The sequence below is a fragment of the Streptosporangium sp. NPDC050148 genome (genome assembly GCF_055586505.1).
This window is the reverse complement of the sequence record NZ_JBVJIA010000011.1, coordinates 51,663-76,258: the sequence shown is the minus strand read 5'-3', so window position 1 is coordinate 76,258 and position 24,596 is coordinate 51,663. Positions and strand designations below refer to the sequence as shown.

Annotated in this window: 23 protein-coding genes; 19 read left to right on the top strand and 4 right to left on the bottom strand. The window is 73.3% G+C overall.

What is annotated here, in order from left to right; genetic code table 11:
* Window positions 1-232: 232 nt before the first annotated feature.
* Window positions 233-652 (bottom strand): hypothetical protein, encoded by a 420-nt coding sequence (locus ACZ6RT_RS14730; protein WP_470153890.1) that lies wholly within the window; start codon window positions 650-652, stop codon window positions 233-235.
* A 95-nt stretch (window positions 653-747) separates the two neighbouring features.
* Here ACZ6RT_RS14730 and ACZ6RT_RS14725 point away from each other — a divergent pair, with 95 nt between their 5' ends.
* The 12 genes from ACZ6RT_RS14725 to egtD all read left to right on the top strand — a co-directional run bounded on the left by ACZ6RT_RS14725 (window position 748) and on the right by egtD (window position 12,930).
* On the top strand, window positions 748-1,113 hold the full coding sequence (locus ACZ6RT_RS14725) for a hypothetical protein (RefSeq protein ID WP_399189248.1): 366 nt from the start codon (window positions 748-750) through the stop codon (window positions 1,111-1,113).
* A 5-nt stretch (window positions 1,114-1,118) separates the two neighbouring features.
* A complete protein-coding gene (locus tag ACZ6RT_RS14720) occupies window positions 1,119-1,508 on the top strand; it encodes a hypothetical protein (protein ID WP_470153888.1) in 390 nt (129 codons plus the stop codon).
* Window positions 1,509-1,570: 62 nt separating this feature from the next.
* Window positions 1,571-1,837: a hypothetical protein gene (locus tag ACZ6RT_RS14715; protein ID WP_344908403.1), complete on the top strand. Its 267-nt coding sequence runs from the start codon at window positions 1,571-1,573 to the stop codon at window positions 1,835-1,837.
* A 322-nt stretch (window positions 1,838-2,159) separates the two neighbouring features.
* Window positions 2,160-2,936, top strand: a complete 777-nt coding sequence (locus tag ACZ6RT_RS14710) for a hypothetical protein (RefSeq protein WP_470153887.1) — start codon at window positions 2,160-2,162, stop codon at window positions 2,934-2,936.
* A 150-nt stretch (window positions 2,937-3,086) separates the two neighbouring features.
* On the top strand, window positions 3,087-4,304 hold the full coding sequence (locus tag ACZ6RT_RS14705) for an ABC transporter substrate-binding protein (RefSeq protein WP_399189254.1): 1,218 nt from the start codon (window positions 3,087-3,089) through the stop codon (window positions 4,302-4,304).
* Window positions 4,305-4,320: 16 nt separating this feature from the next.
* Window positions 4,321-5,289, top strand: a complete 969-nt coding sequence (locus ACZ6RT_RS14700; RefSeq protein WP_399189256.1) for a carbohydrate ABC transporter permease — start codon at window positions 4,321-4,323, stop codon at window positions 5,287-5,289.
* Complete coding sequence (locus ACZ6RT_RS14695) at window positions 5,286-6,134, top strand: carbohydrate ABC transporter permease (protein ID WP_399189258.1); 849 nt, start codon at window positions 5,286-5,288, stop codon at window positions 6,132-6,134. The genes ACZ6RT_RS14700 and ACZ6RT_RS14695 overlap by 4 nt, the downstream gene beginning before the upstream one ends.
* A 44-nt stretch (window positions 6,135-6,178) precedes the next feature.
* The gene (locus ACZ6RT_RS14690) at window positions 6,179-8,005 is read left to right on the top strand and encodes a DUF2264 domain-containing protein (RefSeq protein ID WP_470153884.1); all 1,827 of its coding nucleotides are present in this window, start codon (window positions 6,179-6,181) and stop codon (window positions 8,003-8,005) included.
* 396 nt (window positions 8,006-8,401) lie between these two features.
* On the top strand, window positions 8,402-9,664 hold the full coding sequence (locus tag ACZ6RT_RS14685; protein ID WP_399189263.1) for a glutamate-cysteine ligase family protein: 1,263 nt from the start codon (window positions 8,402-8,404) through the stop codon (window positions 9,662-9,664).
* A gap of 50 nt (window positions 9,665-9,714) precedes the next feature.
* Complete coding sequence (gene egtB / locus ACZ6RT_RS14680; protein WP_470153881.1) at window positions 9,715-11,016, top strand: ergothioneine biosynthesis protein EgtB; 1,302 nt, start codon at window positions 9,715-9,717, stop codon at window positions 11,014-11,016.
* Complete coding sequence (gene egtC, locus ACZ6RT_RS14675) at window positions 11,017-11,733, top strand: ergothioneine biosynthesis protein EgtC (protein ID WP_399189267.1); 717 nt, start codon at window positions 11,017-11,019, stop codon at window positions 11,731-11,733.
* A 216-nt stretch (window positions 11,734-11,949) separates the two neighbouring features.
* Window positions 11,950-12,930, top strand: coding sequence for an L-histidine N(alpha)-methyltransferase (gene egtD / locus ACZ6RT_RS14670; protein WP_470153879.1), 981 nt, complete (start codon window positions 11,950-11,952; stop codon window positions 12,928-12,930).
* 102 nt (window positions 12,931-13,032) lie between these two features.
* On the opposite strand, the gene ACZ6RT_RS14665 is transcribed toward egtD, so the two are convergent.
* Window positions 13,033-14,238: an ROK family transcriptional regulator gene (locus ACZ6RT_RS14665; RefSeq protein WP_399189271.1), complete on the bottom strand. Its 1,206-nt coding sequence runs from the start codon at window positions 14,236-14,238 to the stop codon at window positions 13,033-13,035.
* Window positions 14,239-14,495: 257 nt separating this feature from the next.
* Here ACZ6RT_RS14665 and edd point away from each other — a divergent pair, with 257 nt between their 5' ends.
* The 6 genes from edd to ACZ6RT_RS14635 all read left to right on the top strand — a co-directional run bounded on the left by edd (window position 14,496) and on the right by ACZ6RT_RS14635 (window position 21,360).
* On the top strand, window positions 14,496-16,403 hold the full coding sequence (gene edd / locus ACZ6RT_RS14660) for a phosphogluconate dehydratase (RefSeq protein WP_470153877.1): 1,908 nt from the start codon (window positions 14,496-14,498) through the stop codon (window positions 16,401-16,403).
* A complete protein-coding gene (locus tag ACZ6RT_RS14655; protein WP_470153875.1) occupies window positions 16,400-17,356 on the top strand; it encodes a glucokinase in 957 nt (318 codons plus the stop codon). Before edd ends, ACZ6RT_RS14655 begins: the two co-directional genes overlap by 4 nt.
* Window positions 17,353-17,964 (top strand): bifunctional 4-hydroxy-2-oxoglutarate aldolase/2-dehydro-3-deoxy-phosphogluconate aldolase, encoded by a 612-nt coding sequence (eda, locus tag ACZ6RT_RS14650; RefSeq protein WP_399189276.1) that lies wholly within the window; start codon window positions 17,353-17,355, stop codon window positions 17,962-17,964. The genes ACZ6RT_RS14655 and eda overlap by 4 nt, the downstream gene beginning before the upstream one ends.
* A 328-nt stretch (window positions 17,965-18,292) precedes the next feature.
* Entirely contained in the window at window positions 18,293-19,558 is a 1,266-nt protein-coding gene (locus ACZ6RT_RS14645; RefSeq protein ID WP_470153873.1) for a TIGR03118 family protein, read from the top strand.
* Between the two features lie 724 nt (window positions 19,559-20,282).
* Window positions 20,283-20,942, top strand: a complete 660-nt coding sequence (locus ACZ6RT_RS14640) for an AAA family ATPase (RefSeq protein ID WP_399189280.1) — start codon at window positions 20,283-20,285, stop codon at window positions 20,940-20,942.
* A 67-nt stretch (window positions 20,943-21,009) separates the two neighbouring features.
* Complete coding sequence (locus tag ACZ6RT_RS14635) at window positions 21,010-21,360, top strand: cupin (RefSeq protein WP_399189282.1); 351 nt, start codon at window positions 21,010-21,012, stop codon at window positions 21,358-21,360.
* 37 nt (window positions 21,361-21,397) lie between these two features.
* Here ACZ6RT_RS14635 and ACZ6RT_RS14630 read toward each other — a convergent pair whose 3' ends face one another.
* Window positions 21,398-21,907 (bottom strand): Lrp/AsnC family transcriptional regulator, encoded by a 510-nt coding sequence (locus tag ACZ6RT_RS14630; RefSeq protein WP_399189284.1) that lies wholly within the window; start codon window positions 21,905-21,907, stop codon window positions 21,398-21,400.
* A 115-nt stretch (window positions 21,908-22,022) separates the two neighbouring features.
* Between ACZ6RT_RS14630 and ACZ6RT_RS14625 the strand changes: the two genes are divergently transcribed.
* Window positions 22,023-22,541, top strand: coding sequence for a DUF2000 domain-containing protein (locus tag ACZ6RT_RS14625; protein WP_470153870.1), 519 nt, complete (start codon window positions 22,023-22,025; stop codon window positions 22,539-22,541).
* 80 nt (window positions 22,542-22,621) lie between these two features.
* Here the strand turns inward: ACZ6RT_RS14625 and ACZ6RT_RS14620 are convergent, their stop codons facing one another.
* Complete coding sequence (locus ACZ6RT_RS14620) at window positions 22,622-24,034, bottom strand: glycoside hydrolase family 43 protein (protein WP_399189288.1); 1,413 nt, start codon at window positions 24,032-24,034, stop codon at window positions 22,622-22,624.
* Between the last annotated feature and the right edge of the window lie 562 nt (window positions 24,035-24,596).

Sequence of the window (24,596 nt, the reverse complement as noted above, 5' to 3'; positions counted from 1 at the left end):
AAAGAAAACGGCCACCAACTCCCACACCCCCCCCCCCCCCCCCCCCCCTGTTTCTGCTCCCCCCCCCCCCCCCCCCCCCCCCACCGCCGTGTTCGGGGGCCGTCGCGCCCCGGACCCCGCGACGAGTCCCGGATCCCGCGAAGGAGGCCGGGGAGGCCGTCCCCGGCACCCGGGTCGAGGCCGTCCGGAACCCGGGCCCCGGAACGCGCGGCGGAGGCCCTGACGGAGACCCTCAGGACGCCGGGCCCACCTCGGGATCGGCCGTCCCGCCGGAGCCGTCGGCGCCGCCGGCCCCCTCGGTGCCCTCGGTGCCCCCGTCCGTGGCCTCCGTACCGTCCCCGTCGCCCTCGTCCGTCCCGCCGGAGCCCTCACCGGCGGAGTCGTCCTCGATCTCGGGGCCGTCCTCTCCCGGGACGCGGCGCGCGTCGTCCGGGTCGGCCAGCAGCGGGCGCGCCGGGAAGGTGGTGTCCGAGCCCGACCGCTCCGCCACGACCCGGCTCTCCCCGTCGGCGCCCCGCGGCCCGGCGGGAGGCTGCGCCTGCTCGGAGGGGTCCGATCCGGGCGTCCCCTGGGGCACGCCGCCGTCCCGGGCCTGGTCCTCCGCCCCGTCGGAAGGGGCCGTCTCTTCGCTGATCTCAGGGTTCTCGGTCATGCCGACCCCCTCCCCCGGCAAACCCTAAATATGTCGCCGCCAGGCATGGGATCGGCCCGTCGGGTTAGGGAACCACCGACGAAGGGAGTGAGGTCATGACGGTCACCCGGTTTCAGGACCTGCCGTTGGCCGACGGCGACAGGGCATGGGACGGCGACGCGGCCGAGAAGCGCGTCCGCTCCTGGGCCGACGCCGAGGAGGAGCCCAACGCCCGCTACCGCGAGGCGCACCTGTGGTACGACGGCGACCAGCCCGAGGAGTTCGGGAGCTACAAGCTGCCCATCGCCGACGTGATCGACGGAAGGCTGAAGGTAGTGCCGCACGCCGTACGGGCGGCCGGGGGCGTCCTGCAGGGGGCGCGCGGGGGCGTGAACGTCCCCGAGGAGGAACTCGGCAGGATCAAGGCGCACCTGGCCAAGTACTACGCCAAGATGGGCGAGACCGCCCCCTGGGAACGCTGACCGCGATGACACGTTTCGCGTTCGACGTCGACCCGGCCTGGCGGACCCCGCTCTCGCTGATCGGGGTCGGCCCCGACCGGGCCTTCGCCGAGGTGGGCGAGGGCGTGCTCTCGGTCCGTTTCGGCCCCTGGTCGCTGCGGACCCCCGTGGCCAACGTCTCGGGCACCGAGGTGACCGGCCCCTATGCGGCCTGGAAGGTCATCGGGCCGCACCTGTCGCTGGCCGACCGCGGGGTGACGTTCGGGACCAACGCCCGGAGGGGACTGTGCGTCCGGTTCCGTACCCCGGTGCCGGCTCTGGTGCCCGGCGGTTTCCTGACCCACCCGGGCGCAACCCTGACGGTCTCCGCGCCCGAAGAACTGGCCGAGGCCATCGAACGCGCACGCGAGGTGTGAACCGGACACATGAGAGGGGCGCATCCGGGTAAAGGGTGCATTCACGAGCAAGGAGGGGAAAAATGACTTCCGAAGGACAGATGCCGGAGACGACCTCGGCGTCCGGCAAGCCGATGGTCAGGGGTACGCCCCGCGACGTCGCGCACATCCGGTTCGGGTCGTTCGCGCTGGTGGCGGCGATCGCTCTCGGCGTGCTCGGGGTCGTGGCGGGCATCCCCTGGCTGACGATCGTCGCGGGCGTGCTGGCCCTGGTCGTCATCGGGGACATCGTGCTGGCGATGCGCCGCCAGTCGCGCACGCCCTCGGGGAGCACGACCGAGGCCGGTTAGCGGCTCCGGGCGCGTTCCGCGTCCGGCCGCCCGCCCCCGGCGACGGACACCCCGGTGAAGCGGCCCGGGGTACGAGCCGAGGGGCGGATCGCCCGGCGAGGAGCGCCGCCCGTACGACACGGGGCGTAGACACGTGGCCTTCCCGTGGAGGACGGCCGGGCGCGCGTTCACGGCGACAGTGGAGCGGACAGCACGATGACCGTGTCCGCTCCCACCGCGCCGCCCCGCCCTCCCCGCACCCCGACGACGACGCCTCGTCACACCCCGCGCGTCCGCGGCGAGAGCCGGGACGCGGCGCGGTACGTGCCCGGAAGGCGACCCCATGCCCGAGCCCGTCCCGCCCCGATCGACCCCCGCGACCCCCGCGAACCCGGTGCCCCCGGCGCCTTCGCCCGCCGGGCCCGTCCCGCCCACGGCACCCGGCCCGGTCGCCGGGTCCGTCCCGCGCAGGACGGCCGCCCCGGCCCGCGAGCCCGTCCCGTCCGGTGAACCCGCCCGGCGCGGCGGGCGCCGTCCCGCCCCGCTCATGCCGCCCGCGCTCCGCAAGACCGTCCTCACCCTGCACGTGGCGGCCTCGGTCGGCTGGCTCGGCCTCGACCTGGGACTGCTCACCCTGGGCGTCACCGCGCTGGTCACCGGCGACCCCGCGCTGGTGCGCGCCTCCTACCTGGCGATGGACGTCCTGGCCGGCACCCTGATCGCCCCGGTGGGCCTGACCGCGGTGCTGAGCGGGCTCCTGCTCTGCCTGTACACGCCCTGGGGTCTCGTCCGCCACCACTGGGTGGTGCTCAAGCTCGTGACCAGCACGGCCGCGCTGATCGCCTCGGTGTTCGCGCTCCGCCCGCAGATCGGGGAGGTCGCCGCCGCGGTGTCGGGGACCGGGCCCCTGCCGTCCCTCCTCCCCGGCCGGGACGGGGTCTCCCTGGCCGTCGCGCCGAGCGTCGCCCTGGTCGTCTACCTGCTCAACGTGGTCCTTTCCACGTTCAAGCCGTTCGGCCGGACGCCGTACGGCAGGCGACGGGCGGGCCGTGGCACCGGTGCGGGCACCTTCGGCGGGGCCGCGCGCGCCAAGGGCCCGCGGCTCGCCGCGGGGAGCTGATCGGAGCACTCGGCGATCATGTGATCGACCTCCCGGGACGGGCTTCCGAGGCCCGTCCCGCCACCGTGTTACCAAAGCGTTTCTCAAGGGGGCTGAACTTTTTTCACATCTTACATTATCGTCCGTTGCACCCCCCATCAGGAGGAAGAAATGATCAGGAGAGTCACAGGGGCTGCGGCCGGTATGGCACTGCTCGCCGGACTCGTCGCCTGCGGCGGCGACACCGGGACGGCCTCGGAGGCCACGACACTGACCTACTGGATGTTCCAGGACCGCACCCCCCAGGCGGGGGAGGTCGTCGAGAAACTGCGGGCGGACTTCGAGAAGGCCAACAAGGTCACCGTCAAGATCGTCAAGATCCCCAAGGACGACTACAACACCAAGCTGGGAAGCGCGGTCGCCGCCGGGACCGTCCCCGACGTCGGCATCCTGGACCAGCCCCTGGTGGCCAGGTACGCGCTGGACGGCACCATCAAGGAGGTGCCCGCCGGCACGGTCGACGAGAAGGCGTACTACAAGGGCGCCCTCGACACCAACCGGGTGAACGACAAGCTCTACGGGCTGCCGCTGGACCACACCGCGGTCGCGCTCTTCTACAACAAGAAGCTGATCCCGACGCCGCCCAAGACGTGGGACGAGCTCAAGCAGATGGCCGCGAAGGTCCACCAGGACGACCCGAAGACCGCCGGGATCGTGGTGCCCAAGGGCGACGGCTACGGCGGCTGGATGTGGCCGGGCTTCGTCGCGGGCGCCGGTGGCTCCATGGTCGACGAGAAGAGCAAGAAGATCCTGTTCGACCAGCAGCCCGGGGTGGAGGCGCTCCAGCTCTGGGTGGACCTGCTGCCCTCCTCGCCCAGGGAGATCACCGACTCGGACAAGGCCTTCGAGAACGGCCTGGCCGCGATGACGATCTCCGGGCCGTGGGACGTGGCCAACATCAAGGACCAGTTCCCGGACCTGGAGTTCAGCACCGCACCGCTGCCGTACAAGACCGAGCCCGGTGGCAACATCGGCGGTGAGAACGCGGTGGTCTTCAGCAAGGGCAAGAACGCCGAGCTGGCCTGGAAGTGGCTCGCGCACCTGACCAGCGCCGAGAACAACACCGCGCTGGCGCAGGCGCTCGGCGGCTTCCCGACCAACGTGGCCGCGGCCGAGAGGGACGCCGCGACCTTCGGGCCCGACCAGGCGGCGTTCCTGGAGCAGCTCAAGGTCGCCCAGGCCCGGCCCGCCCTGCCGGAGTGGATCCAGATCAACGACGAGATCATCGCCCCCGCCATCGAGGCGGCGTTGAGCGGCAAGAAGACCTCCCAGGAGGCGCTCACCGAGGCAGCGGCCAAGACGCGCGCGCTCCTCGGCTGGAACGGCTAACCGAAAAGAGGCGAACGTGGCATCTCCGGTGCTGGCCGACCAGCCCACCGTGACGCCTGGTCCCGGGCGGCGTCGCCGCCGCCCGGGTCTCGGGCGGCGCGACCACGTCATCGGGTGGCTTCTGATCGCCCCCGCGATGATCTATTTCGTGATCTTCATGCTCTACCCGGCGCTGGCCGCGCTGTACTACAGCTTCACCGACTGGAACCTGCGGTCGGCGGCCGAGTGGGTGGGCCTGACCAACTACTCCGACCTGCTCTTCAACGACGCGAAGTACCCGCACTTCTGGAAGTCGATCCAGGTCACCCTGCTGTACACGGTGATCGCCGTCCCGCTGACGCTGGTCGCCGCCCTGGGCCAGGCCCTGCTGATCAACGTGATCCGCCGTGGCTCCAACGCCTTCAGGCTGCTGCTGTTCCTGCCGGTGGTGACGGCCGAGGCCGCGGTGGGCGTCATCTGGCGCTGGCTCTACGACCCCCGCTACGGGCTGGTCAACGGCTTCCTGGAACTGTTCGGCATCCCCGGGCAGAACTGGCTCAACAACCCCGATCTGGTCATCCCGGCGCTGGCGTTCATCGCGGCCTGGCAGTGCGGCATCTCGATGCTCATCTACCTGGCCGGACTGAAGGGCATCCCGGGCTCGATCCGCGAGGCCGCCATCATCGACGGCGCCGGGCCGGTCCAGCGGTTCTGGAAGGTCGTCGTGCCGATGCTCCGGCCCACCACCTTCTACCTGCTGGTCACCGGGGTGATCGCGGCGCTGCAGGTGTTCGGCCTGGTCTACGTGATCCTGTCGGGCGGTGGCGGCAGGAGCGTCACCGGCGGTCCCGAGCAGTCGGGCCTGACCTACGTGCTGCACCTGTACCTGTACGCGTTCCGCTACGACGCGATGGGCGCGGCCTGCGCGATGTCGTTCATCCTGCTCGTCTTCATCATGATCATCACTGCGCTGCAGTTCAAGTTCGTCAGGCAGGAGGCGTCGTGAAGACGGCGAGGAACGTACGGCTCGCACCCGTCTACATCGCGCTGGTGCTGCTGGCGGCGGTGTCGGTCGTCCCGTTCCTGTGGATGCTGGCGACCTCCTTCAAGCACGGCTCGGACGTCTACACCAAGGTCCCCAGCCTGCTGCCGCTGGACCGCAGGACCGGCGAGTGGTCCCCCACCCTGGAGAACTACTCCTACGTCCTGGAGTACGGCGGGATGGGCCAGGCGTTCGTCAACAGCGTCTGGGTCTGCCTGATCCTGGTCCCGGCCAAGCTGCTGGTGGACGCGCTGGCCGCCTACGCCTTCGCCCGCATCCCCTTCCCGGGACGGGACAAGATCTTCATCCTGCTGCTCGCCGGCATGATGGTCCCCACGATCACGCTCCTGGTCCCGCGCCTGCACGTCACCCAGTCGCTGGGCATGTTCGACTCCGGCTGGGGCCTGATCGTGCCCAACGTGGCCTCGGTGCTGGACATCTTCCTGCTGCGCCAGTTCTTCCTGTCGCTGCCCACCGAGCTGGAGGAGGCCGCGCGCATCGACGGCGCGAGCCGGATGCAGATCTTCTGGCGGATCGTCGTGCCGCTGTCGAAGCCGGTGCTGGCGGTCGTGACGATCACCAGCTTCATCTTCCACTGGAACGACCTGATCTGGCCGCTGGTGGTGCTCAACGACCCCGAGCTCTACACGCTTCCGCTGGCCCTGCAGCAGCTCGCCAGCGGTGAGTCGGGACGGGCCTACTACATGATGGCCGGTGCCGCGCTGGCGGTCGTCCCGGTGATCGTGGTTCTGATGATCTTCCAGCGCCGCATCATGGAGGGGATCGCGTTCACGGGGCTCAAGAGTTGATCCCCGCCGGGGCGGGGAGCGGGGCGCCGCGCGACCGCGAGGACGTGCGCGAGCTGGTGACCGGGCTGGTCGAGCCGCTGGTGCCCCGTCTCAGCCCCGGGCGGGCGCGCCTGCGGCTCGGGGTGAACACGGCCCACTACCCGGACGCGGCGGCCGAGCTGGAGGCGTTCGCCCGGCCGCTGTGGGGGCTGGCGCCGCTGGCCGCCGGCGGCGGGTCCTTCGGCCACTGGGAGCTGTGGCGCGCCGGGCTCGCCGCCGGCACCGACCCCGGGCACGAGGAGTTCTGGGGGCCGGTGACCGACGTCGACCAGCGGCTGGTGGAGACCGCCGCGATCGGCCTGGCGCTGGCGATCGCGCCCGAGCGGGTCTGGGACCCGCTGACCGGGCGCGAACGGGACCGTCTGGCGGCCTGGCTGACCGGCGCGCTGACGGTACGGCCCGCCGACAACAACTGGCACTTCTTCCCCGTGCTGGTGGGGCTCGGCCTGGACCGGGCCGGGGTGCGCTTCGACCCCGCGCCGGTCCGGGCCCGGCTGGAGCGGCTGGAGTCCTTCGCGCTGGGCGGCGGCTGGTACTCCGACGGCCCCACCGCCCAGCGCGACTACTACGTCCCGTTCGCGATGCACTACTACGGCCTGGTCCACGCCGCCCTGGCCGGGGACCGCGACCCCGGCCGCGCCGAGCGGCTGCGCGAGCGGGCGGCGTCCTTCGCGCTGGACTTCCAGCACTGGTTCACCCGCGACGGGGACGCCGTGCCGTTCGGCCGGAGCCTGACCTACCGGTTCGCCCAGGGGGCCTTCTGGGGCGCGCTCGCCTTCGCCGGGGTGGAGGCCCTGCCCTGGGGCGAGGTCAGGGGCCACCTGATGCGGCACCTGCGCCGCTGGCGGGAGCGGCCGATCCTGGACGCGGCGGGTCTGCTCACCGTGGGGTACGGCTACGCCCAGCCCACGCTCGCCGAGCAGTACAACGCCCCCGGTTCCCCGTACTGGGCACTGAAGGCGTTCCTGCCGCTGGCCCTGCCCGCGGAGCACCCCTTCTGGACCGCGGCCGAGGAGCCCGCGCGGCCGCTCGCCGGGGTCCGCGTCCAGCCGCACGCGGGGGCCGCGCTGATGCGGTGCGAACAGGGGCGCCAGGTCGTCATGCTGAGCGCGGGCCAGCACAACACCTGGGTACGGCACGGCGCGGCCAAGTACGCCAAGTTCGCCTACTCGACGCACTTCGGGTTCAGCGTGCCGGGCGGCTCGCACGGCCTGGAGCAGGGGGCCTTCGACAGCACGCTGGCGCTGAGCGACGACGGGACGCACTGGCGGCCCTGCGAGGTGCCCCGGGACTTCTCGGTACGCGACGGGCTGCTGCACGCGCGGTGGTCGCCGTGGCCGGACGTGGAGGTCGACACCTGGCTCCTGCCGCACCCTCCCTGGCACCTTCGGGTGCACCGCCTGCGGACGGGGCGGAGGCTGCTGTCGGCCGAGGGGGCGTTCGCGGTCGACCGCGACCCCGCCGCGCGCCACGCCGCCGCGGGCCCCGGCCACGCCCGCGTCGACTCGCCCGCAGGGCTGTGCGTGATCGAGGACCTGACCGGGGCCAGGACCGGGGAGCTGGTCCACCCCCTGCCGGGCACGAACGTCATGGTCCCGCGCACGGTCATCCCCACGCTCCGCGGCGAGCACGGGCCCGGCGAGCACTGGACGGCCTGCGCGGTCCTCGGGCTGTCCGGCCTCGCCCCCTCCGAACCCGGACCGCACGAGTCCGGGTGGCACGAGCCCGGACCGCACGAGTCCCCGGCCGGTGGTCTCCGCGGGCCCCGGCCGCCCGGCATCGAGGTCGTCTCGGCCCTCCTTCCGGACGGGCACCCCTTCCGGGTCCCCTGACGTCCCCGGGGCGCCGTCCGCGGCGCCCCGCTCCCCCGTCCGTCCCGGGCGAGCGGGCACGGGCGGCGATCCCCCGCACCCAAAAAGGTGTTGAACCAGGTCAGAGGGGGAATTTTTCTCCCAGAACCACCGTCGCTCCCGGGAGCGCCCCGGTGAGAAGGGCGTCATCACGCCCGGAGGCCGAGCCGGACGCCGCGCCGTCGTCGTGACGCTCGGCGATCGGACCATGACCTTTCGTCATGAGGGTTCCGGGCGCCCCGGCCGGACGGCGGGCGCCGGGGACCCGCGGGAGCGGGCCGGATCCGCGGAGGGCCGCCGGCGGCCCCGGGGACCGGGCGGGTGGATCTGATCACTCATGCCTGTGAAGCCGTAGGGGAATGGCGAGGGGGGACGGGGATGACCGGTCTCGCGACCGAGAACACGCTGGTCCGGGATGTCGCCGACGTGGAGGCCTTCGCGCGGCGCTGCTTCTCCGGCTCACCCGGCGACCTGCTGGGGGTGGAGCTGGAGTTCCTGGTCTTCGACCGTACGGCCCCCGCCCGCCAGGTCCCGATCGCCAGGATCGCCGACGCCCTGCCGCCGCTGCCCGGCGGCAGCGTGGTGACCTTCGAGCCGGGCGGCCAGCTGGAGCTCTCCGGCCCGCCGGGCCCGCTGCCCGGCGCGATCGCCCGTCTCACCTCCGACGTCGAGGCCGTACGCGAGGCGTTGCGGGAGGTGGGCCTGGTGCTGGCCGGGGTGGGGCTCGACCCGCTGCGACCGGCCTGGCGGCAGCTGCGCCTGCCCCGCTACGAGGCCATGGCCGAGTTCCTCGGGGCCCCGTACGGGGCGCTGATGATGTGCTCGACCGCGTCGATCCAGGTCAACCTGGACCTGGGCCCGGACCCGGCGGCGCGCTGGGAGCGCGCGCACCTGCTGGGCCCCGTCCTGGTGGCGGCCTTCGCCTGCTCGCCCCTGAGCGGGAGCCGTCCCTGCGGGTGGATGTCGGGCCGTCAGGCGGTGTGGGAACGGCTCGACCCCACGCGGACGGCCGCCGTCCCCGCGACCGGCGATCCGGCCGCCGCCTGGGCGGAGTACCTGCTCGACGCCCGCCTGATGGCGGTACGCGAGCCTTCGGAAGAGGCCGACGACCACGCGGACGGCGTGCGCTACCGCGCCGTACGGGACGGCTCGACCTTCCGTGACCTGCTGGCCACGTCCCGGCGCCCGCCGACCCTGGAGGACCTGGCCTACCACGCCACCACGCTCTTCCCTCCGGTACGGCCGCGCGGCTGGCTGGAGATCCGCTACCTCGACACCCAGGATCCCGCGGGCTGGCAGGTGTGCGCGGCGGTGACCCACGCCCTGGTGACCGACGACCGCGCGGCCGACGCGGCGCTGGCCGCCGCCGAACCGTGCGCGGGGGGCACGGGGATGTGGCCCCGGGCCGGGCGCCGCGGGCTGGCCGAGCCCCGGCTGAGGGACGCGGCCGACGGCTGTTTCCGTGCCGCGCTCGAGGCGCTGCCCCGGCTGGGGGCGTCACCGGAGCTGGTCCGGGACGTGGCCGCCTTCGCCGACCGCCACGTGTCCCCGGGCCGGTCCCCGGCCGTGGACCTGCTGCAACTGGTGAGAGGGGCGGAGGGACGCCTCCCGGCCTGGCTGGCCGGGGAGGGGCGGGCCTGACGTCCTCACACCCGGACCCGGACCGCGCGGCCCCACGCAGGAGGTATGCCATGAGCGACTTCAAGGAACGGATCGCCGCCGAGCTGACCGCCGCGCGTAGCCGGTCCATCGCCTACACCGACGCCGAGGACGACCTGCTGGTCAGGCAGCACTCACCGCTGATGTCACCGCTGGTGTGGGACCTGGCGCACGTCGGCAACTACGAGGAGCTGTGGGTGCTGCGGCAGGCCGGGGGGATCGCCCCGCTCCGCCCGGAGATCGATGAGATGTACGACGCGTTCCGGCACCCGCGCGCCGACCGCCCGTCCCTGCCCGTCCTGGGGCCCGGCGAGGCGCGCCACTACATCGGGGGCGTGCGCGGCCGGGTGCTGGACGTCCTGGACGAGATCGACCTGCACGGCCCCGACCCCCTGCACCGGGACGGCTTCGTCTTCGGCCTGGTGATCCAGCACGAGCACCAGCACGACGAGACCATGCTGGCGACCCTGCAGCTGTCCGGCCAGGCGGGCCTGGTCCGCGACGGCGACCTGCCGCCCGCCGGGCCGCCGGGCCCCGCCGAGGTGTTCGTCCCGCCGGGCTCCTTCGTGATGGGCACCGGGACCCGGCCGTGGGCCTACGACAACGAGCGCCCCGCCCACCTGGTCGAGCTGCCCGGCTACTGGATCGACAGGCTCCCCGTGGGCAACCGGGCCTACGCCGACTTCGTCGAGGACGGCGGCTACGACGATCCCCGGTGGTGGAGCGGGGAGGGCCTGCACTGGCTGCGGCACGGCCGCGCCTTCGCGCCGCTGTTCTGGAGACGGGACGGCGGCACGTGGTGGCGTACCCGCTTCGGGCGGACCGAGCCCGTGCCCATGGACGAACCCGTCCAGCACGTGTGCTGGTACGAGGCCGAGGCCTACGCCCGGTGGGCGGGCCGGAGGCTGCCGACCGAGGCCGAGTGGGAGAGGGCCTGCGGCTGGGACGCCGAGGCGGAGCGGGCCCTGCTCCATCCCTGGGGGGACGACGCCCCCGGGCCCGGCAGGGCGAACCTCGGCCACCGGGCGGCCCGGCCCGCGCCGCTCGGCGCCTTTCCCGCCGGGGCCTCCCCCTGCGGGGCCGAGCAGATGATCGGGGACGTGTGGGAGTGGACGGACTCCTGGTTCCTGCCGTACCCGGGCTTCCGGAGCTTTCCCTACCCCGAGTACAGCGAGGTCTTCTTCGACTCCCGCCACCGGGTGCTGCGGGGCGGGTCCTGGGCGTCGGACCCGGCGGTGGTCCGCACGACGTTCCGCAACTGGGACCGCCCGGCGCGCAGGCAGATCTTCTCCGGGTTCCGCTGTGCCCGCACGGCCCGGCCGGAGGAGGGCTAGATGTGCCGTCACGCGGCGTGGCTGGGCGCCCCGCGCACCCTCGCCTCGCTGGTCCACGAGCCCCGCCACGGCCTGCTCCGGCAGTCCTACGCGCCGCTCCTGCAGCGCCACGGCACGGTCAACGCCGACGGCTTCGGGGTCGGCTGGTACGACGGCGCCCGTGCCGAACCGGTCCGCTACCGGCGCGCGGTCCCCATCTGGACCGACGAGAACCTGCCCGGGATCGCGCGGGCCGCCAGGTCGGGCTGCCTGCTGGCCTCCGTGCGGTCGGCGACCGCGGGGATGCCGGTCGAGGAGAGCGCGACCCCGCCCTTCGCCGACGGGCCGTGGCTGGTCAGCCACAACGGGCGCGTCGCGCGGGAGGTGGTCAGGGAGCTGGCCGACGACGCGGAGAGCACGTGCGACTCGGCCTGGCTCGCGGCCGCGGTGTTCGCGCGACGGCGCGCGGGCGAACCGCTCGGCGAGGCCCTGGCCGAGGTCGTCACCCGCGCCGGGGTGAAGGACCCCGGCGCCCGCCTGAACCTGCTGGCCTGCGACGGCGCCTCGGTGGCCGCGACCGCCTGGGGGGACACGCTCTTCGTCCATCTGGGCGACCACCCGCGCGACGGCGTGCTCGTGGCCAGCGAGCCGCTGGACGGCCGTCCCGGCTGGCGGGCCGTGCCCGAGCGGACCCTCGTCCTCGCCTCGCCCGACGGCGTACGCGTCCGGCCCCTGTGACCGCACACCACGCCCGCACACCACACCCGTCCGCCACGACCGGGCACCCGTCCGGACACCGGGACCGGGCACCGGGACCGGACGCCACGACCGAACACCGTGACCCGAACCCCGCGTGACCGGAGGTCCCGCCCAGCACCGTGACCGAACGCTCTGACCGGACGACCCGGCCACCGGCCCGCGAGCGGGAGGTGGCCCACAGACCCGGGAGGCACCGTGTCCATCAGCCAGTCACCCGTACAACTGATCGATCATCTCGGCGGCGAGCACCTGCGCGAGTCCCTGACCCGCGACGTCCGCGCCGGGATGACGGCCACGCCCAAGTGGCTGCCGCCCAAGTGGTTCTACGACGAGGCGGGCAGCGACCTGTTCTCCAGGATCACCCGGCTGCCGGAGTACTACCCCGCCCGCCGGGAGCTGGCCATCCTGCGCAGGCACGCGCTCGACATCGCCGTCCGCAGCGGCGCGGACACCCTGGTCGAGCTCGGCTCGGGGACCGGTGAGAAGACCGTGCTGCTGCTGGACGCCCTCTCGGCCAGGGGCACCCTGCGCGCCTACACGCCGGTGGACGTCGACGCGGTGACCCTGGGCGACGCCGCGCGGCGGTTCGCGTCCCGCTACCGCGGCCTGGCCGTGCGGGCGATCTGCGCCGACTTCGAGGCGCACCTGCCCCTGCTGCCCCGGACGGGACGACGCCTGGTGGCCTTCCTCGGCGGCACCGTCGGCAACCTCGTCCCCCAGGCGCGCGAGGTGTTCCTCAAGGAGCTGCGCGCCACGCTCTGCCCGGGCGACACCTTCCTGCTCGGCGCCGACCTGGTCAAGGACCCCGGACGGCTGGTCGCGGCGTACGACGACGCCGCGGGGGTGACCGCGGCCTTCAACCGGAACGTCCTGCGGGTGATCAACAGGGAGCTGGGCGCCGGCTTCGAGCCGGAGGCCTTCGAACACGTCGCGCTCTACGACGAGCGCCGGGAGTGGATCGAGATGCGGCTGCGCGCGAGCCGCGCCATGCGTGTGCCGATCCCCGGCCTGGACCTGTGGGTCTCCTTCGCGGCCGGGGAGGAGATGCGCACCGAGGTCAGCGCGAAGTTCCGCCTGGGCGGGCTGCGGCGGGAGCTCATGAACGCCGGGTTCCGGGTGGAGCGCCACTACACCGACCCGACCGGCGACTTCACCCTCGTCCTGGCCCGCGTCTGACCGCGCCCGCACCGGCTGGTCCCGGCCCGCCCGCGACTCCGCCCGCACCGGCTCCGGCCCGTCGTGACCCGCGTCCGGCCGGGTCCGCGTCCGCGGCGGGGCTCAGGCCAGGGAGCGGACCGGCCGGGCCGCCGTCCGCCGCCAGGCCGCGTCGACGGCCTCGGGGGACAGGATGTGGTCCAGGACCATGTGGGCGCACCCGGCGATCCCGGCCTCCGGGCCGAGACGGCTGCGCTCGATGCGCAGGTTGCGGGTGGCCAGGGCGGTCGAGCGGCGGTGGACCACCTCGCGGACCCCCGACACCAGCGGCTGGAAGGTCTCGGCCACGTCGCCGCCCAGGACGACCACGGAGGGGTTGAGCAGGTTGACCGCGCTGGCGACGACCTCCCCGAGCATCCGGGCGGCGTTGCGCACCACGGTCATGGTCTGCGCGTCCCCCGCCCGGACCAGGCCGACCACGTCGTCGAGGGTCTTGACCTCGTACCCCAGGGCGCGCAGGTCGCGCAGGATCGCGGTGCCGCTGGCGACCGAGTCGACGCAGTCGACGTTGCCGCAGCGGCAGAGCACCCCCCCGCCGTCGCGGACCGGGATGTGCCCGATCTCCCCGGCGGCGCCCAGCGCCCCGCGCAGGATCTCGCCCCCGGCGATGACCCCGGAGCCGATCCGGGTGGAGACCTTGATGAACAGCAGGTCGTCGGCCTGGCCCGCGTAGACCTCGCGGTGCTCGCCGATCGCGATGACGTTCACGTCGTTGTCCAGGAAGACCGGGACGGGGAAGCGCTCGGCGATGATCGGCGGGATGGCCACACCGGTCCAGCTCGCCATGATCCGGGTGCTCTCGGTGCGGCCGGCCGCGAACTCCACGGTGGCCGGGACGCCCAGGCCGACGCCGCGGACCGGCGTGCCGGGAAGGCCGTCGAGCAGCTCGCTCCAGGTCGCCATGACCAGGGGGAGGACGACGTCCGGGCCCTCCTCCACGTCCACCGCCAGCCCGGCCCCGGCCAGCACCCGGCCGCCGAGGTCGCAGACCGCGATCTGGGCGCGGCTGGCCCCCAGGGAGCCGACCAGCACGACCCCGCCGGAGGCGTTGAAGACCAGGCGGGTCGGCGGGCGGCCCCCGGTGGAGGGGCCCTCGCTGTCCTCCACCACGAGGTTCCGCTCGATCAGCTCGGTCACCCGCAGGGACACGGCGGGCCGGGACAGGCCGGTGACGCGCCCGATGTCGGAGCGCGTGACGGCCTCGCCGGAGCGGATGAGGCGCAGCACCTCACCGCTGGTGGCCAGCGCGGCAGCGGGACTTCGAGGCATCGGCCAAGTGAATCACACCCACTTAGTAAATGAAACCTTCGCACTTTCTTATCTCAAATGACAAAACTCCGCTTGCGGAGAGCGCAAGGTCTGACTACTGTCCGATCTATCCAGATTCCGGTAGATCACCGTGGAGAGCCCGCCCCATGTCCGAGACCCCGCGACCCGCAGACCTGATCGTCTCCGGCCGGCCGGACGCGGCCTCAGGCCCGCACGACGACCGACACGATCATCACGACCGCGACGGAGGACATCGGATGCATCCCGTGATCCAGGAGGTCACCGGCCGCCTGACCGAGCGCAGCCGCCCCAGCCGCACCGCGTACCTGGCCAGGCTGCACGCCGAGGCCGAGGCGGCCCGCCGCCGCGGACCGGCCAGGGCGAGCCTGGGATGCGCAAACCTCGCCCACGGCTTCGCCGGGGTCGGCGAGGCCGACAAGCGGGACCTGCGGGCCAACGTGAAGCCGGGCGTGGCGATCGTGTCCAGCTACAACGACATGCTCTCGGCGCACCAGCCGTACGAGACCTACCCGGCGATCCTCAAGGACGCCGTGCGCAGGGCGGGCGGCGTCGCGCAGTTCGCCGGCGGCGTGCCCGCGATGTGCGACGGCATCACCCAGGGCCGGGCCGGCATGGAGCTGTCGCTCTACAGCCGCGAGGTGATCGCGATGTCCACCGCGATCGCGCTCTCCCACGACATGTTCGACGCCTCCCTCCTGCTCGGCGTCTGCGACAAGATCGTCCCCGGCCTGCTGATCGGCGCCCTGCACTTCGGCCACCTGCCCGCGGTGTTCGTGCCGGCCGGGCCGATGACCTCCGGCCTGCCCAACAAGGTCAAGGCCCGCACCCGGCAGCTGTTCGCCGAGGGCAAGGTCGGCAAGGACGAGCTGCTCGACGCCGAGGCGAAGTCCTACCACTCCCCCGGCACCTGCACCTTCTACGGCACCGCCAACTCCAACCAGGTCATGATCGAGGTCATGGGCCTGCACCTGCCGGGCGCCACGTTCGTCAACCCGCGCACCGAGCTGCGCGAGGCCCTGACCCGGGCGGCGGGCAGGCGCGCGGTCGAGCTGACCGCGCACGGCGACGAGTACACCCCGGTCGGCGAGGTCGTCGACGAGAAGGCGATCGTCAACGCCTGCGTGGCGCTGCTGGCCACCGGCGGCTCCACCAACCACACCATGCACATCGTCGCCATCGCCGCCGCGGCCGGCATCGAGCTGCTCTGGGACGACCTGGCCGCCCTGTCGAAGGTCGTGCCGCTGCTGACCCGGATGTACCCCAACGGCCAGGCCGACGTGAACCACTTCCAGGCCGCGGGCGGGATGCAGGTCCTCATCGGCGAGCTGCTGGACGCCGGGCTGCTGCACGGCGACGTGCTGACGATCGCCGGCCGCGGGCTGGACCACTACCGCTCGGCCGTGGAGCTGAAGAACGGCGAACCGGTCTGGCAGGAGCGCACCGAGGGCAGCACCGACCCGGACGTGCTGCGGCCGGTCGCCGACGCGTTCTCCGCCGACGGCGGCATCCACATGCTCGACGGCAACCTCGGCCGCGCGGTCACCAAGGTCTCCGCGGTCAAGGACGAGCACCTGGTCATCGAGGCCCCGGCCAAGGTCTTCGACGACCAGCTGGAGCTGCTGCGCGCCTTCGACGCGGGCGAGCTGGACGGGCAGGACTTCGTGGCGGTCATCCGCTACCAGGGACCCAGCGCCAACGGCATGCCCGAGCTGCACAAGCTCACCCCGCCGATGGCGGTGCTGCTGGACCGCGGGCAGCGGGTGGCGATCGTCACCGACGGCCGCATGTCCGGCGCGTCCGGCAAGGTCCCGGCCGCCATCCACCTCTCGCCCGAGGCCGCCGACGGCGGCCCGATCGCGCGGGTGCTGGACGGCGACCCGATCCGCCTCGACGCCGCCGCGGGCACCCTGGAGCTGCTGGTGCCCGCCGAGGAGCTGGCCGCCCGGCCCGTGCAGGGCGCGCCGCTCAGCGACGCCCGCTGGGTCGGTACCGGCCGCGAGCTGTTCGGCGCCTTCCGCCGCGCCGCCGGACCGGCCGAGCGCGGCGCGAGCGTCTTCGCCCTGAACGGCCGCGCCGAGGCATCGGCGGCCCTCGAGGCCCTGGCCGCCGCCCGTCCCTCGACCGTCCCGGACGCGACCTCATGACCCTCCCCTGGCTCGTCGCCGACATCGGCGGCACCAACGCCCGCTTCGGGCTGGTCACCGAACCCGGTGGCCGTCCCGAGGCGGTGGCCGTGCTCGCGGGCGCGGAACACGACGGCCTACCCGGAGCCGTAGCCGCCTATCTCGCAGATCATGCGGGCGGAGTTCGGCCGGGAGCCGCGTGCGTCGCGATCGCGGGGCCCGTGGAGGGGGACCGTTACCGGCTCACCAACGCCGGATGGACGGGGTCGGTACGCGACCTGGGCATCCCCGACGCCTGGCTGCTCAACGACTTCGAGGCCCTGGCCATGTCCCTGCCGTACCTGGACGGCGAGGACCTGGCCGCTCTGGGCGGCCCGGATCCCGGTGACGGTGTCAAGGCGGTGCTGGGCCCCGGGACGGGACTGGGCGTGGGCGGCCTGGTGCCCTCCGCCGGAGGCTGGGTGCCGATCCCCGGGGAGGGCGGGCACGTCACCGCCCCGGTCCTGGACGAGCGGGACCACGAGATCGTCCGCGCGCTGCGGGCCGACGGCCTGGACCACGTGGTCGCCGAGCACCTGCTGTCCGGTCCGGGCCTGTCGCGGCTGCATCGGGGGCTGGCGCTGGTCCACGGCACGGACGCGCCCAGGCTGCCGGCCGCCGAGATCGTCGCCCGGATGGACGACACGCTCTGCGCCGAGACCGTCGAGGTCTTCTGCGCGATGCTCGGCACCTTCGCCGGGAACGTCGCCCTGACCCTGGGCGCCAGGGGCGGTGTCTATCTGGGCGGCGGGGTGCTGCCGCGTATCGTGGAGCGGGTCCGCTCCAGCGACTTCCGCCGCCGGTTCGAGGCGACCCCCACCCTGAACGACTACCTCTCCGGCATCGCCACGACGCTGATCGTGGCCCCTCAGCCCGCCCTGGTCGGCGCGGCGGCGTGGCTGGACCAACGCCTGTCAGACATGGAGTACGCATGAGCCTGCTGGACATCGCCCCGGTCGTCCCGGTCGTCGTCATCGACGACGTGGAGACCGCGGTCCCCCTGGCGCGCGCCCTGGTGGCGGGCGGCCTGCCGGTCATCGAGGTCACCCTGCGCACCGACGCGGCCCTGGAGGCGATCGGGCGCATCGCCGCCGAGGTCCCCGACGCGGTGATCGGCGCGGGCACGATCCGCGGCGCGGCCGACGTGGCCGCCGCCGTCGCGGCCGGTTCCCGCTTCCTGGTCAGCCCGGGGACCACCCCCGGGCTGGTCGACGCCATGGAGTCGAGCGGGGTGCCGTTCCTGCCGGGCGTGGCGACCGCCTCGGAGGTCATGGCGCTGGCCGACCGGGGGGTCAGCGAGATGAAGTTCTTCCCCGCCGAGGCGGCCGGCGGCCTGCCGTACCTCAAGGCGCTCGGCGGCCCGCTGCCGCAGGTCAGGTTCTGCCCGACGGGCGGCATCAGGCCCGACACCGCCCCGGCCTACCTGGCGCTGCCGAACGTCGGCTGCGTCGGGGGCACCTGGCTCACCCCGGCCGACGCGCTCGCCTCGGGCGACTACGCCCGGATCGAGAAGCTGGCCGTCGAGGCGGCCGCCCTGCGGTAGCCGGCCCTCGCCCTCCCGCCTCCGGCACCGCGCCGGGCCCCGTCCGCGGCCTCGCGCGCAGGCTCCGGCCCGTGCCGGACCACGATCCCCGCGGGCGTGTCCGTCCTCCCTGGACCCGCCCGCGGCCATGAGGCACCGTGACCCGGTGTGACGTTCATGGATCCGGCCCGCGGCCGCCCCACCCGGCGGTCGCGGGCCGCCTCGTCACACCCCTCGTCACGCCCTCTCGGCCCCCGCCCGCCACCCGCCGTTCCCGGGCGGGCTGAACCCGGCGCGGGCCCCGCGCGTATCTCGCGGCGAAAGGCACTCCCTCACAGAGGAGCCATGCATGCGAGTACGCATCGTCACGATCTGCGCCACGGTCCTGGTCATGGGGGTCGCCGGTACGGCGTCCGCCGGGACACGACAGGCGCAGGGCGGAGCGAAACAGGTACCGGCCGGAACCGGCCAGGCGAAGGCCGGGACGGGCCAGGCGAAGGCCGGGACGGCGCTCACGCGGAGCCGTTTCTCGGTCACCAACCTCGTCTCGGACGTCGGGGGACGGGCCGCGATCACGGACGCGACACTGGTCAACCCGTGGGGCCTGGCGATGGGCAAGACCCTCTGGGTCTCGGCCGCGGGCACCGGCCTGGCCACGGTCTACTCCGGCGGCGCGGGCGGCGTGAAGCAGGAGAAGACCCAGGTCCGCGTCCCGGGCGGCAGACCCACCGGGCAGGTCGTCAACATGGGCGAGGAGTTCGTCGTCAAGGGCCCGGGCGGCTCGGGACCGGCGACCTTCATCTTCGCCAGCCCCAGCGGGGCCATCACCGGCTGGAACGCCGAGGCCGACCCGGACGACGCGATCATCAGCGCGTTCGTCAGGGGGGCCGACTTCAAGGGCCTGGCCCTGGCTTCGACCGACCGCGGGGCGATGCTGCTGGCCGCCGACTTCGCCGGCAACCGGGTCCACGTCTTCGACGGCGACTTCGACCGGATCCCGACGAGCCGGCGGGCGTTCCGCGACCCCGGCCTGCCCGAGGACTACGCCCCGTTCAACGTGGAGGTGGTGGGGCGCTCGATCCTCGTCGCGTACGCCAAGCGCGACCCGCAGACCGGCAAGTCGGTGGCCGGGCAGGGCAAGGGGTTCGTCAGCCAGTTCAACGGCTCGGGCCGGTTCGTCGGCCGCTTCGCCGCGCGCGGGGCCCTGAACGCCCCCTGGGCGATGACGCTGGCCCCGAAGGGCTTCGGCGCCCACTCCGGGGCGCTGCTCGTGGGCAACTTCGGCGACGGCCGGATCAACGCCTACAACCCGCGCAACGGCCGCCCGCTCGGCCCGCTGCGCTCCTCCGACGGCCGGCCCATCACGCTGAGCGGCCTGTGGGACCTGGAGCCGGGCACCGAGGCGGTCGGCGGTACCGACGCGCTCTGGTTCAGCGCGGGCAGCGACGGCGGCACGCACGGCCTGCTCGGTGTGATCAGGCCCGCGGGCGCCGGTGGGTCCTCGTCCTCGCCCAGCGCCTCGCCGTCCCCGAGGTCCTCGCACCCGAGTTCCCACAACTCCGGCAACTCCAACTCCAACTCCAACAACTCCGGCGGTTCCGGGTACGGCTACTGACCGATCGCGGACGGACCCGAGCGTCCGTGCCCGCCCGTGCCCGCCCGTGCCCGCAGGTCGGCCCGTGGTCCGCTGGCGCCCGGTCCACGGCCCGCCCCCGCTCCGCCCCCGTGTCCTGCCGCGGGCTCCGTTCCCCCTGTTCTCCTCTGTTTCCCCCTGTTTCCCGCGTTCCCGCCGTTCCCCCGTTTCTGCCGTCCCCCGTTTCCGCCCTGCCCGCGGCCCGTACAGCGGCGCCGGCACTCCCCGTCGAAGGTCCGTCAGGCCGGTCACCGTGCCGGTCGCGGACCGGCACGGGGGCTGCCGGCGCCGCGGCACGTCCACGGCACGTCCACGGCACCTCCCGCGGGCCCCTTCCGGGCCTCCCGGTGAGCCCTCCCCGGACGCCCCGGGAAGCCCTCCCGAGGCCGGGCGCGGTGGCGCGTTCCCGGGCCGGGAGCCCTCGATGACCACGTCCGCCCTCGGTTTCCTTTAACCTTGAAGCAGCGAGGGGAGTACTTCCCAAGAATCGGCCCGGTCAGTACGGACGTTCTGCAACGTCCCCGGACGGTCGCCCGCGACGATGCGGGTGAAGGAGACCTCGGATGACGAGCGCATTCGAGGTGCGAACATGCCCGCCGACCGTCCCTCCCCGCTTCCGGGTGCCACCCGCCCGGTGCTCCCCCCGGCACGGCGCCGCGCCTCCCGGCGGCGAACTCCTGTCCGCCACTGGAAGGGCGCCCGAAGCGTGACGAGCGACATTCCCCATCTCCGCGAGGTGCACGTGATGGCCACCACACCGGCAGGCCGTCCCCCGGACGGAGAGCTGCGCTACCCGGCGGGGTCGCTGGTCCTGCTCGCGGGCATCCCGGGGGCGGGCAAGAGCACCCTGCTCGACCGGCTGTACGGGCTCAGCGGCGACGAGCGCGATCCGGTGCGCGCGGGCGAGGTGCGGGTCATCGACTCGCGCCAGTCCCGCAACTGGTGGACCCGCTACCTCGGCCCGATCCCGCCGCGGGCCCGCGTCCCGATCGTGCACACCACCCACGTGGTGCGGATCGCCCGCGCCCTGCTCGGCGGGCACGGCGTCGTGGCGCACACCCGGGGCACCTGGCCGCACATCCTGTACGGCTTCGCCTGGCTGGCCCGCAGGGTCGGCAGCGAGGTCCACCTGATCCTGCTGGACGTGGACCCGGCCACGGCCCGGGAGGGGCAGCGCGCCCGCGGCCGGGTCGTCACGGACGCGACCTTCGCCCGGCACTGCCGCCGCTGGCGGATGCTGATGGACCAGGCCCGCGACGGCACGCTCCCCCCGGCCGCCGGTGTGACCGTCCTGGGCCGCCCGGATGCGGATATGCTCCGGGCGATCCGCTTCGACGAGCGGCCCGAAGCACCGCGGAGCCGCTGACTCAACCCATATACGGTTCTGCGCCCCGCCCACCAGGGGCATGTCAGAACGACCGGGAGGAAACAACATGATCGACATAACGGCTCTCGCCGAGGAGCACCTCTCCCTGGCCAGGCAGAGCGCGCACGGCCGCAGCGCGCACACCTACCTGGACGAGGGCACGCTCCGCCAGGCGATCATCGCGTTGACCGCGGGAACCGTCCTGGGCGAGCACGACGCCCCGCCGGCCGCGACGCTGCACGTCCTGTCGGGACGGGTGCGGGTCGTCGACGGTGAGCCCGCCGACGGTTCCGGCACCGGCCAGGGGGCCTCGCTCTCCGCGGGGCAGGCCGCCGCGATCCCGCAGCGGCGGCACTCGCTGGAGGCCGACGAGGACTCCGTGGTCATCCTCACCAGCGTCGTCAACATCACCACCTGAGGGTCGTCCTCCCCCGACGCGGCCTTCCCGCCCGCCGTCAGGCGGGCGGGGACGCGGGACGGGGGCGGGTCCTCGGCGGGCTCGGCCGCCCCGGCGGGAGCACCTCGACCGAGGTCTTGCGGATGTGGTCGTAGACCAGCGAGGTGCGCACGTCGGCGATGTTGCGGTGCCGGGAGACGTGGTCGAGGACGAAGTCGCGCAGGTGCCCGGTGTCGCGCACGGCCACCTGGACGATGAAGTCGTCGCCGCCGGAGACCACGAAGACCGCGAGGGTCTCCGGGAGCGCGGTGACATGGTCGCGGAAGGCCTCGACCGCCTCGCGCACCTTGGGGTGCAGCCGGACGTTGATCAGCGCCTGGACCGGCCGGCCGATGGCGGCCAGGTCGACCTCGGCGTGGAATCCCTGGATCACCCCCCTGGCCCGCAGCGACCGGACCCGCTCCAGGCAGGTCGAGGGCGCGATGCCGATCCGCTCGGCCAGCTCGCGGTTGGTCTGGCGGCCGTCGCGCTGCAGCTCGGCCAGAATGGCCGTGTCACATTCGTCCACGGACCCATCTTCGCAGAAATTCCTGAACTTAATTCGGAATCGCCTCGATCGAGTTGTGAGTCATACGGAGAAGATGCGACCGTCCACTCACAAGTTCGAAGAGAGGATCGTGGAGATGACCGTGCGGACGACCACCGGGACCGCCCCCGCCGCTCAGGACGCCCCGGCCGGTCAGGCCGGCTGGGCCGCCGGCCTGGAGCGCCGGACCGACCTGCCCACCCGGAGGCTCCCGGTGAAGTGGGTGATCGTGATCGACGGGGATCTGCCGCGCGGCCTGCAGGCCAACGCCGCCGCCTGCCTGGCCGCGTCCGTGGGCGGGGCCGTGCCGGCGATCCTGGGCCCGTCCGGCACCGACGCCTCCGACCGCGCCCACGCCGGCCTGCCGTGGATCGGGTGCACGGTGCTGGCCGCTCCCGGTGAGACGATCCGCCGGGTCCGGGACGACGCGGCCGGCGAGGCCGAGCTGGTCGTCACCGACATGGCGGCCATCGCGCAGCGGACCAACGTCTACGACGAGTACCTGGCCGGGCTGGCCCGTACCGCCGGAGCGGACCTCGCCTACTACGCGGTCAGCCTGCTGGGCCCGCGGGCGGTGGTGGAGCGCCTCACCGGCCGGCTCCCCCTGCTGCGCTAGGAGCCGCCCGGAGTCCGGGTCCCCACCGGCCACGGCCGGCCCGGCACCGGGTCCCGCCCCGATCAGGATCCCGAACGGCTCTAGTACGTGACCCGGAAGGTGGCGTCCTGCCGGGCGGCCAGGGCGGAGCCGGTGCCGAGCTGGTCGATGCGCAGCACGTGGCCGGAGTGCCGGACGTAGCGGTCCGGGAAGTTGTGCGACCGGAACGAGGCCCACGCGCCGTCGGCCAGGCCGGCGGTGCGGTGGAAGGTGGCGTCGGCCCGGAACGTCGGGGTGTTGTCGTTCGGATCGAGCCTGAGGGCGTAGTTCGAGTGCCGCAGGTAGCGGCCCGGGAGGTTCACCGACTCGAACGACACCCCGGCCGGGTCGGCCAGGCCCGGCACCAGGCGCCACTGCTGGTCGGCCGTCGGGTCCATCGGGAAGGGGTCGATCCGCGCGACGTTGCCCGCGTGCCGCACGTAGTGATCCGGGAGGTTGTACGACTTGAGGCGGTTCCACCGCGGTGCTCCCCAGCGGTTGACCAGCGCGGTCCGCTCGGCCGCGGTGATCGGGGTGACGGTGGCGTGCTTGGCGTTGATCGGCGCGGTGTAGGCGCGCAGGCCGATCGGCGACCAGGCGTTGCCGTTGACGTCGGCCGACTGCCAGGCGTAGAAGACGGCGTTGGCCGGTGAGAAGGAATCGCCCCACAGCCAGAACGTGTTGCTCGTGTTCGACCTGACCAGGATCGGCGCCTCGATCGCGCCGCCCTGCCGCAGGCCGGTGGTGAGCGTGGTGAAGCTGTTCGGCAGGCCCGTGGTGGAGCGCGCCACGTACAGGTTGCCGTCGGCCATGTTCTTGTACGCCAGGTAGAAATTCCCGCCGTCCACCAGGACGTCGCCGTCCAGGACGTTGAAGCCCGGGTCGAAGAACACCTGGGGCGTGCCCATGTTCACGAAGTCGGTGGTCCAGTTGACCATGAACACGTCGCGGGTGCCGTTGTTGGCCGAGTAGATGACCGCGTACTGGTTGCGGGAGGGGACCCAGAACGCCTCCGGGGCCCAGGAGTGCGTGTTCATGGTGTGCAGGCGCACCCGGCGGTAGCCGGTGAAGGAGGTCAGATCGGCCGAGTCCCACACGTGGACGTACTGGTTGTCGAGATTGAACACGCGACCCTTGAGGTCGGTGGCCAGGACCGTGAACGTGCCGTCCTGCCTGCGCAGGATGAAGGGGTCGCGCAGGCCCTGCATGCCGGCCGTCGGTGTGGCGACCGGGTCGTTCTGGTTCAGCGGCGTCCAGTCGAGGCCGTCGGAGCTCACCGCCAGGTGCAGGGCGTAGCTGTCGCCGGACTGGTTCGGGGACTCCTTGAAGTAGCCCATCACGTACGCCGAGTACGTGGCCGCGAGGGCCGCGCGTGCCGTTCCGGTCACGCCGGGCGCGGGCGCGGCGAGGGCCCCCACCGGCGCGGCCAGCCCGGCCTTGAGCAGCGTCCTGCGAGAGACATGACGGTGGACCATGGGCGTCTCCTCGTGGTGGGTTCCTCCCGGAGCCGGCCGGAAGGAGTCATGATCGGGTCGAGGCGTCGACGGAGCGAGAAATGTTATCGCTAACATTCCTTCGCGTGAGATCCCGAAGAGGACGGGATCCCGAATCGCCGGTGGGAGGGCGAGGCCGGGGTTCCGTCCGGGTCTCCGGTGTGTTTCGCAGAGTGTTAACGCTCGCAGGGAGGTTGTCAATAGCCGGATCACCGGACGGAGCGGGCCCTCGCGGCACCGGCAGGCCGATAGGACGCCCGTGAACTGCGCTTTCCGGAGGACCCTCCCGGCTCGCCCGCGTGACGTCGGCGACCGGTCGGCGACCGGGTGTCATGGGGTATTGACCGACCCGATACCGGCGATCACACTGATGTGACGCCGATGTGACCCCGGCCGGGCCGGGGTCCCGTGCCGTGATTTCAGCGCGCCGGCGGTCACGTATCCCTGCGATGGACGAATTTCCACGACGTGAGATGTTAACGCTAACAGTCGCGGGCCGACAGAAGGAACGACGTGTGACGCGCCCGTGTCCCCGCGACGCCGC